This window comes from Mycobacterium sp. (genome assembly GCF_019243155.1).
Lineage (GTDB): Bacteria > Actinomycetota > Actinomycetes > Mycobacteriales > Mycobacteriaceae > Mycobacterium.
Window position 1 is genome coordinate 1 of record NZ_JAFAUS010000122.1, and the last position, 6,762, is coordinate 6,762.

Consider the following 6,762-nt stretch of genomic DNA (forward strand, 5'->3'; position numbering starts at 1 on the left):
ATCTGTTGCAGCGTCGAGTTGACGTCATGGGTTTTGGTGGTGCACATCGACTGCACCGAGATCGGATAGTCGCTGCCGACGCCGACGTCGCGGACCATCAGTTGACGCGTCTTGCGGCGGGCGGCGAGCGTGGGCACCGGAGGTGCCGGCATGCCCAGGCCTACGGACACAATGAAATCCTTTTCGTTCTACTGGAAAAGCCTGATCGGGTTGACCAGGTCGGCTGTCACGGTCAGCAGCATGTAGCCGACCACGAACACCAGGACCACGTAGGTCGCCGGCATCAACTTGAGGTAGTTCACCGGCGCCGCCGCGACCAGTCCGCGCGTGGAGCGGATGATGTTGCGGATCTTCTCGAACACCGCGATGGCGATGTGGCCGCCGTCGAACGGCAGCAGCGGTACCAGGTTGATCGCGCCCAGGATGAGGTTCAGCTGGGCCAGGAAGAACCAGAAGGCCACCCACAGGCCGTGGTCGACGGTGTCGCCGCCGATGATGCTGGCGCCGACGACGCTCATCGGCGTCTGCGGGTCGCGCTGGCCGCCGCCGATCGCGTGCACCAGCGCACCGACCTTCGTCGGGATCGCGACAAGCGCCTTGCCCACCTCCACGGTCAGGTCGCCGGTGAAGGCCACGGTTGCGGGCACCGCGGTGAACACGCCGTAGTGCGTGGGCGTGAGCCGGACGGCGCCGACGCCGATGGCGCCGACGGTCGTGGGTTGCGCTTGAGCGGCCTGCCCGTTGGCTCCGGGCAGGTAGCGCTGGGTGGGCGTGACGTCGACGTAGGTGGTGATCGGTTTGCCGTCGCGCTCGACGACGACCGGGACGGTGCCGTGCAGCTTGCGCACCGCGGCGGCCATGTCCTCGAAGGTGGACACCGACGTGTCGCCGACCTTGACCACCACGTCGCCGGGACGGATTCCGGCCAGCGCGGCCGGGCCGGGCCCGGTGCAGGTCTGTATCTTGCCGGGTGCGGTTTCCGGTGCGACGCAAGCGGTTTCGCCGATCACGGCCTTGGTCGACGGGTGCAGGTTGGGCAGGCCCCAAACCAACGCGATGCCGTAGATCAACACCATGCAGATGATGAAGTTCATGGCGGGGCCTGCGAACAGCACCGCGACCCGCTTCCAGGTCTTCTGCTTGAACATCGCGCGGTCGGTCTCGTCGGGCGCCAGCTCCTCGACCGAGGTCATGCCCGCGACGTCGCAGAAGCCGCCCAACGGAATGGCCTTGACTCCGTACTCCGTTTCGCCGCGCCGCGTCGACCACAGCGTGGGCCCGAAGCCGACGAAGTAGCGGCGAACCTTCATGCCGGTCACGCGCGCGATCCACATGTGCCCGCACTCGTGCAAAGCGACCGAGATCAGGATGGCAAGGGCGAACAGCACAATGCCGATAAAGAACATCATCTCCGCTGCAAGACCTTTCTTGGAACCATTCCGGAGGCTTTCACTTCAGACCTTGGCAGGGCTATTTGCGACCGCGCGCTGCGCGCGCTCACGCGCCCACCTCTGCGCTTCTAGTACTTCTTCCACGTTACTGGGTACTTGGCCCAAATTGGGCGCCCATTGGTCGGCGGCGTCCAGCACGTCGGCGATGGTTTTGACGATCGCGGGGAAGCCGATCCGGCCGCGCAGGAACGCTTCGGCCGCCTCTTCGTTGGCCGCGTTGTAGACGGCGGTCATGCAGCCGCCGGTCTCGCCGGCGTGCCGGGCCAGGTCGACCGCCGGGAAAACGGCGCTGTCCAGCGGCTCGAATTCCCAGCTAGACGCGGTGTCGAAGGCGCATGCCGCCGCGGCGCCGGGCACCCGGCGCGGCCACCCCAGCGCCAGCGAGATGGGCAGCTTCATGTCCGGCGGGCTGGCCTGGGCGATGGTCGAACCGTCGACGAAGGTGACCATCGAATGAACAATCGACTGGGGGTGCACCACGACGTCGATTCGGTCGTACGGGATGCCGAACAGCAGGTGGGTTTCGATGAGTTCGAGGCCCTTGTTGACCAACGACGCCGAGTTCAGGGTGTTCATCGGGCCCATGGACCAAGTGGGGTGCGCGCCCGCCTGTTCGGGGGTGACGCTGCGAAGCTCGTCGGCGGACCAGCCGCGGAACGGCCCACCGGACGCGGTCAACACCAGCTTGGCGACCTCGTCGGGCGTGCCGCCGCGCAGGCATTGCGCGAGTGCGGAGTGTTCGGAGTCGACCGGCACGATCTGGCCGGGGCGGGCCGCGCGCAGCACCAGCGGTCCGCCGGCGATCAGCGACTCCTTGTTGGCCAGCGCCAGCCGGGCCCCCGATTGCAGCGCGGCCAACGTGGGCCGCAGGCCCAACGCTCCGACCAGGGCGTTGAGGACGACGTCGGCTTCGGTCTCCTCGACCAGGCGGGTCACTGCCTCGGGCCCGCTGAAGGGGACGTCCCCGGCCTGCGCGGCCGCGCGCTCGTCGGCGATGGCGATGTTGGTGACCCCGGTTTCGGCGCGCTGGCGCAGCAAGGTGTCCAGGTTCGCGCCGCCGGCGGCCAGGCCGACCACCTCGAAACGGTCCGGATTGGCCGCGATGACGTCCAGCGCCTGGGTGCCGATCGAGCCGGTGCTGCCCAGCACCAGGACGCGCAGGCGGCCCGCAGTTTGCCCGTCGGTCGTTGGATCGGTCACCCGTTCATTGTGCCGCCCGCCGACGACGCGGGCCATCTACTCGCCGCGGCCCGCGCGCCCCGGACGGCGTGTGCCAGAATCTTGGGCAGTAGCCGTCATGTTCCGTTCCGAAAGGGATTCGCTGTGGCCAGTACCGAGGTGGAACGCTTCACCGGCGACGTCGACACCGTCGAGGTGCCGTCGGCAGCGTGGGGTTGGAGCAGGATCAATCACCGCACCTGGCACGGCGTCGGCGTGTTCGGCTTCATCTTCCTGCTGGCGATGCTGCGCGGTAACCACGTCGGCCATATCGAGGACCTGTTCTTGATCGGCTTCGCGGCGGTGGTGCTGTTCTTCCTGGTCCGCGACCTGTGGGGCCGCAGGCGCGGCTGGATCAGGTAGTCACCTAGCGTCGCGCGCGCCGGCGCCAGGCACCGGCGCCCGCCACTGCCACCAACACCAGCAGCGCCGCCACCCACGGCCATATCCCGTGCTGGTGCACCCACCCGGCCAGCGCGCCCTGCAGGCGACCGGCCGCCGCGATCACCGCATCCTGCGGGCTGGCGTTCATGGTGAACAAACGCAGCTCGTAGCCCGCGTAATAGGCGACGTACACGCCGACCAGCAGTAACAGCGCGCCGCTGATCCGGTTCACGAACGGCAGGATCCGCCGCAGCCGGTCGGCGCACCCGGAAACAAGGGCCGAACTCGCCATCGCCGCGGCGATGGCAAGAACCCCGACGACCAGGGTCAGGCCCGCGATGTAGGCGAGGTAGACCGACACTCCCGTGACGACCGAACCGGCCCGCAGTGCGGCCCCGGTAACCGCCAGAAACGGCCCGATGGTGCACGACAGCGACGCGATCGCGTAGCTGATGCCGTAGCCGTACATGGAGCCCAGGCGCACGGTGGGCGCCCACCGCAGGTTCAGCGGGCGAGGCGTCAGGGCCGACAGCTCGCGACCCGACAGCAGCCAGCCGCCCAGCGCCATGAGCACCAGGCCGATCACCAGCGTGGCGTACGGCAGGTACCGCTGCACGGTCGCGGCCGCCGATACCGTCAGCGCGCCGAACAGCCCGAACACCGTCAGGAAGCCGAGCGCCATCCCGAAGGTGGCCACCAGCGCCCTGCCGACGGATGCCACGCCTCGACGTTCCCCGGGTGCCTCGCCGCGCACCACCAGCAGCAGGTAGGCGGGCAGCATGGCGAAGCCGCACGGATTCAGGGCCGCCACCAAGCCGGCGGCGAAAGCCAATCCGACCAGACCCTGGTTCACGGCGTCAGGACCGCAGCGCGGCGACCCGGTCGGACAACTCCTGCTGCGCCATCGCCGCGGTGGGGTTGTTGACGAACGTCGAGCTGCCGTCCGCTCGGTAGAAGACGTACGCCGGTTGCCACGGCACGTTGTAGCGCGCCCAGATCGAGCCGTCGGTGTCGTTGAGGTTGATGAAGTTCAGGTTGTACTTGGACACGAAGCTCTGCAGCGCGGCGACGTCCGAGTGGGCCGCGACGCCGACGAAAGTGACCCCCGGGTTGGCGGCCGCCACCCGGCTGACGCCTGGGGCCTCGGCGTTGCAGAACGGGCACCACGGGGTCCAGAACCACAGCACCGCGGGCTTGCCCTGCAGGCTGGCGCCGTTGAACGGCGCGCCGCTCAAAGTCGTCCCGCTGAACTGCAGACGATCGTCGGCCGCTTCGGCGCCCGGCGGCTGGGCCAACCCGAACACCAGGGCGGCCGCGAACACGGCCGCGACGAAGAATCTGAGTGGCGAAAACAGTCGGATCATGAACACCCCTCGTTTGCTGGTCCTACAGCAAGAGACGCGCCAGCCGCCGCCGCGGTTCACCGGGCAGGGTTTAGCGGACCGCTAGCTCTTCTCAAAGGCGAGCTGTCCGCACGCGGCGCTGATCTCGCGCCCACGAGTGTCTCGCACCGTGCAGGACACCCCCTTCGACCGGACCCGGCGAACGAACTCCCGCTCGACCGCCTTGGGACTGGCATCCCATTCGCTGCCCGGGGTCGGGTTGAGCGGTATCAGGTTCACGTGCACCAACTGGCCGAGCGCTTTGTGCAGCCGCTGCCCCAGCAGATCCGCCCGCCACGGCTGGTCGTTGACGTCGCGGATCAAGGCGTACTCCACCGATACCCGACGACCGGTCACATCGGCGTAGTACCGCGCCGCCTCGAGCGCCTCGTCGATCTTCCACCGGCCGTTCACCGGCACCAGCGTGTCGCGCAATTCGTCGTCGGGCGCGTGCAACGACAGCGCCAGGGTGACCCCGAGCCGCTCGTCGGCGAGTTTGCGGATCGCCGGTGCAAGGCCGACCGTCGACACCGTCACCGAGCGGGCCGAGATGCCGAAGCCCTGCGGCGGCGGGGCGATGATGCGCCGCACGGCGGCCACCACCCTGGCGTAGTTCGCCAGCGGCTCCCCCATGCCCATGAAGACCACGTTGGACAGCCGATCGCCGAAGTCGTCGCGCAGTTCGGCGGCGCCGGCGCGCACCTGTTCCAGGATCTCGGCGGTCGACAGGTTGCGGCTCAGCCCGCCCTGGCCCGTCGCGCAGAACGGACACGCCATGCCGCAGCCGGCCTGCGACGAGATGCACACCGTGTTGCGCTGCGGGTAGCGCATCAGCACGGACTCGACGGTGATGCCATCGAGGGCCCGCCACAGGATCTTTCGGGTCTGGCCGGCGTCGCAGGTGACCTCGGAGACCGGGGTGAGCAGTTTCGGGAACATGGTCTCCGCGATCACGTCGCGCACGCCCGCCGGCAGGTCGGTCATCTGTCGCGGATCGGCGATGAGCCGGCCGTAGTACTGATGTGCCAGCTGTTTGGCGCGAAACGCCGGCAGGCCCAGCGCCGTGACGGCGGACGCGCGGCCGTCCTCGTCGAGATCGGCGAGGTGCTGCGGCGGCCTGCCAGGGCGGGGTTCGGAGAAAACCAACTGTTGGACCATGACCCGTCCAGTATCGGCCCTGTCAGGGCACAAGTGTGAGCACGATCCAGGCCGCGACCGCCGACGGCAGCACGCCGTCGAGCCGGTCCATCAGACCGCCGTGCCCGGGCAGCAGGCGGCCCATGTCCTTGATGCCGAGGTCGCGCTTGACCTGCGACTCCACCAGATCGCCGAGCGTGCTGGTTAGCACGAGGACGACACCCAGCAACGCGCCGATCCACCACGGTTTACCGGCCAGGAAGGTCGCCGTCAGCGTCGCAGCTGTGATTCCGAACACCAGGGAACCGGCGAATCCCTCCCAGGACTTCTTGGGGCTGATCGCCGGAACCATCGGGTGCTTGCCGATGAGCGCCCCCACGGCATATCCACCGGTGTCGGAGGCGACGACGGTGATCATCAGGCAGAAGACCCGCCCGGCGCCGTCGTGCGGGTACACCAGCAGGGCGCCAAAGGACGCGAACAGCGGTACCCACGCGGCCAGAAACACGGTGGCCGACGCGTCCCGCAGGTAGTTCGCCGACGGCGAACCAGCGAACGGCTCGGGCGTCTTGCTGTTGTCCTGCATGAACAGCCGCCAGATGTTGCAGACCACGACGGTGGCGCCGAAGCCTGCCAGCGCGCCGGCGGCATGGAACGGCCACGTCAACCAGATGGTGACCTGCCCGCCGATCAGCAGCGGGATGACCGCAATGACGTGCCCGGCCTCCCGCAACCGTCGCACCACCTCGTGGGTGGCCACGAAGATGGCGAGCGCGACGATGGGAACCCAGAAGCGTGGCGCGAAAACGAGCGTGACGACGAGAACGCTGCCGATCGCCAGGCCTACGGCAATCGCGGCGCGCAGGTCGCGTCCCGCCCGGGACGTCTTCCTCGCCCGCTGCTCCGTACTTTTTTTAGCTTCACGCGTGTTGGCCTCACGCGCGGGCTCGCCGGGCGGGGTGCCTGCGCCGGTAGTTGCCACGGACATGTTTGCTGCGAAGGCCGTTAGACCTCCAGCAGCTCGCCTTCTTTGTGCTTGACCAGCTCGTCGATCTGGTTGATGTACTGGTGCGTGGTCTTGTCCAGATCCTTCTCCGCGCGACCGACCTCGTCCTCGCCGGCCTCGCCGTCCTTGCGGATCCTGTGCAGCTCTTCCATCGACTTGCGGCGGATGTTGCGCACCGACACCT

8 protein-coding genes and 1 pseudogene are annotated in these 6,762 nt (G+C 68.3%); 1 reads left to right on the plus strand and 8 read right to left on the minus strand.

What is annotated here, in order from left to right; all coding sequences use genetic code 11:
* From JOZ00_RS06000 to dxr, 3 genes and pseudogenes are all read right to left on the minus strand, one after another.
* Positions 1 to 170 (minus strand): annotated as a pseudogene (locus JOZ00_RS06000) (4-hydroxy-3-methylbut-2-en-1-yl diphosphate synthase); the annotation flags it as partial.
* A gap of 18 nt (positions 171 to 188) precedes the next feature.
* Positions 189 to 1,409 carry a M50 family metallopeptidase gene (locus tag JOZ00_RS06005; protein WP_293341132.1) on the minus strand — a complete coding sequence of 407 codons (1,221 nt, stop codon included), beginning with the start codon at positions 1,407 to 1,409 and terminating at the stop codon, positions 189 to 191.
* A 45-nt stretch (positions 1,410 to 1,454) separates the two neighbouring features.
* Positions 1,455 to 2,687, minus strand: a complete 1,233-nt coding sequence (gene dxr, locus JOZ00_RS06010; protein WP_293341135.1) for a 1-deoxy-D-xylulose-5-phosphate reductoisomerase — start codon at positions 2,685 to 2,687, stop codon at positions 1,455 to 1,457.
* Positions 2,688 to 2,774: 87 nt separating this feature from the next.
* On the opposite strand from dxr, the gene JOZ00_RS06015 reads away from it, so the two are divergent.
* Entirely contained in the window at positions 2,775 to 3,032 is a 258-nt protein-coding gene (locus JOZ00_RS06015; protein WP_293341137.1) for a DUF2631 domain-containing protein, read from the plus strand.
* Between the two features lie 4 nt (positions 3,033 to 3,036).
* Here the strand turns inward: JOZ00_RS06015 and JOZ00_RS06020 are convergent, their stop codons facing one another.
* From JOZ00_RS06020 to JOZ00_RS06040, 5 genes are all read right to left on the minus strand, one after another.
* Entirely contained in the window at positions 3,037 to 3,906 is an 870-nt protein-coding gene (locus JOZ00_RS06020; protein WP_293341140.1) for a cytochrome c biogenesis CcdA family protein, read from the minus strand.
* A gap of 4 nt (positions 3,907 to 3,910) precedes the next feature.
* Positions 3,911 to 4,417: a protein disulfide oxidoreductase gene (locus tag JOZ00_RS06025; RefSeq protein WP_293341142.1), complete on the minus strand. Its 507-nt coding sequence runs from the start codon at positions 4,415 to 4,417 to the stop codon at positions 3,911 to 3,913.
* 81 nt (positions 4,418 to 4,498) lie between these two features.
* Positions 4,499 to 5,593: a 23S rRNA (adenine(2503)-C(2))-methyltransferase RlmN gene (rlmN, locus tag JOZ00_RS06030; RefSeq protein WP_293341145.1), complete on the minus strand. Its 1,095-nt coding sequence runs from the start codon at positions 5,591 to 5,593 to the stop codon at positions 4,499 to 4,501.
* 22 nt (positions 5,594 to 5,615) lie between these two features.
* Complete coding sequence (locus JOZ00_RS06035) at positions 5,616 to 6,560, minus strand: phosphatidate cytidylyltransferase (protein ID WP_293341148.1); 945 nt, start codon at positions 6,558 to 6,560, stop codon at positions 5,616 to 5,618.
* A 17-nt stretch (positions 6,561 to 6,577) separates the two neighbouring features.
* Positions 6,578 to 6,762 (minus strand): ribosome recycling factor (locus tag JOZ00_RS06040; RefSeq protein WP_293341151.1); only part of this gene is annotated, 185 nt, incomplete at its 5' end.

Bases quoted from the DNA above. Each gene is read 5' to 3' on its own strand.
- rlmN (WP_293341145.1), bottom strand. From the start codon at position 5,593: ATGGTCCAACAGTTGGTTTTCTCCGAACCCCGCCCTGGCAGGCCGCCG.
- JOZ00_RS06005 (WP_293341132.1), bottom strand. From the start codon at position 1,409: ATGATGTTCTTTATCGGCATTGTGCTGTTCGCCCTTGCCATCCTGATC.
- JOZ00_RS06025 (WP_293341142.1), bottom strand. From the start codon at position 4,417: ATGATCCGACTGTTTTCGCCACTCAGATTCTTCGTCGCGGCCGTGTTC.
- JOZ00_RS06035 (WP_293341148.1), bottom strand. From the start codon at position 6,560: ATGTCCGTGGCAACTACCGGCGCAGGCACCCCGCCCGGCGAGCCCGCG.
- dxr (WP_293341135.1), bottom strand. From the start codon at position 2,687: ATGGCCCGCGTCGTCGGCGGGCGGCACAATGAACGGGTGACCGATCCA.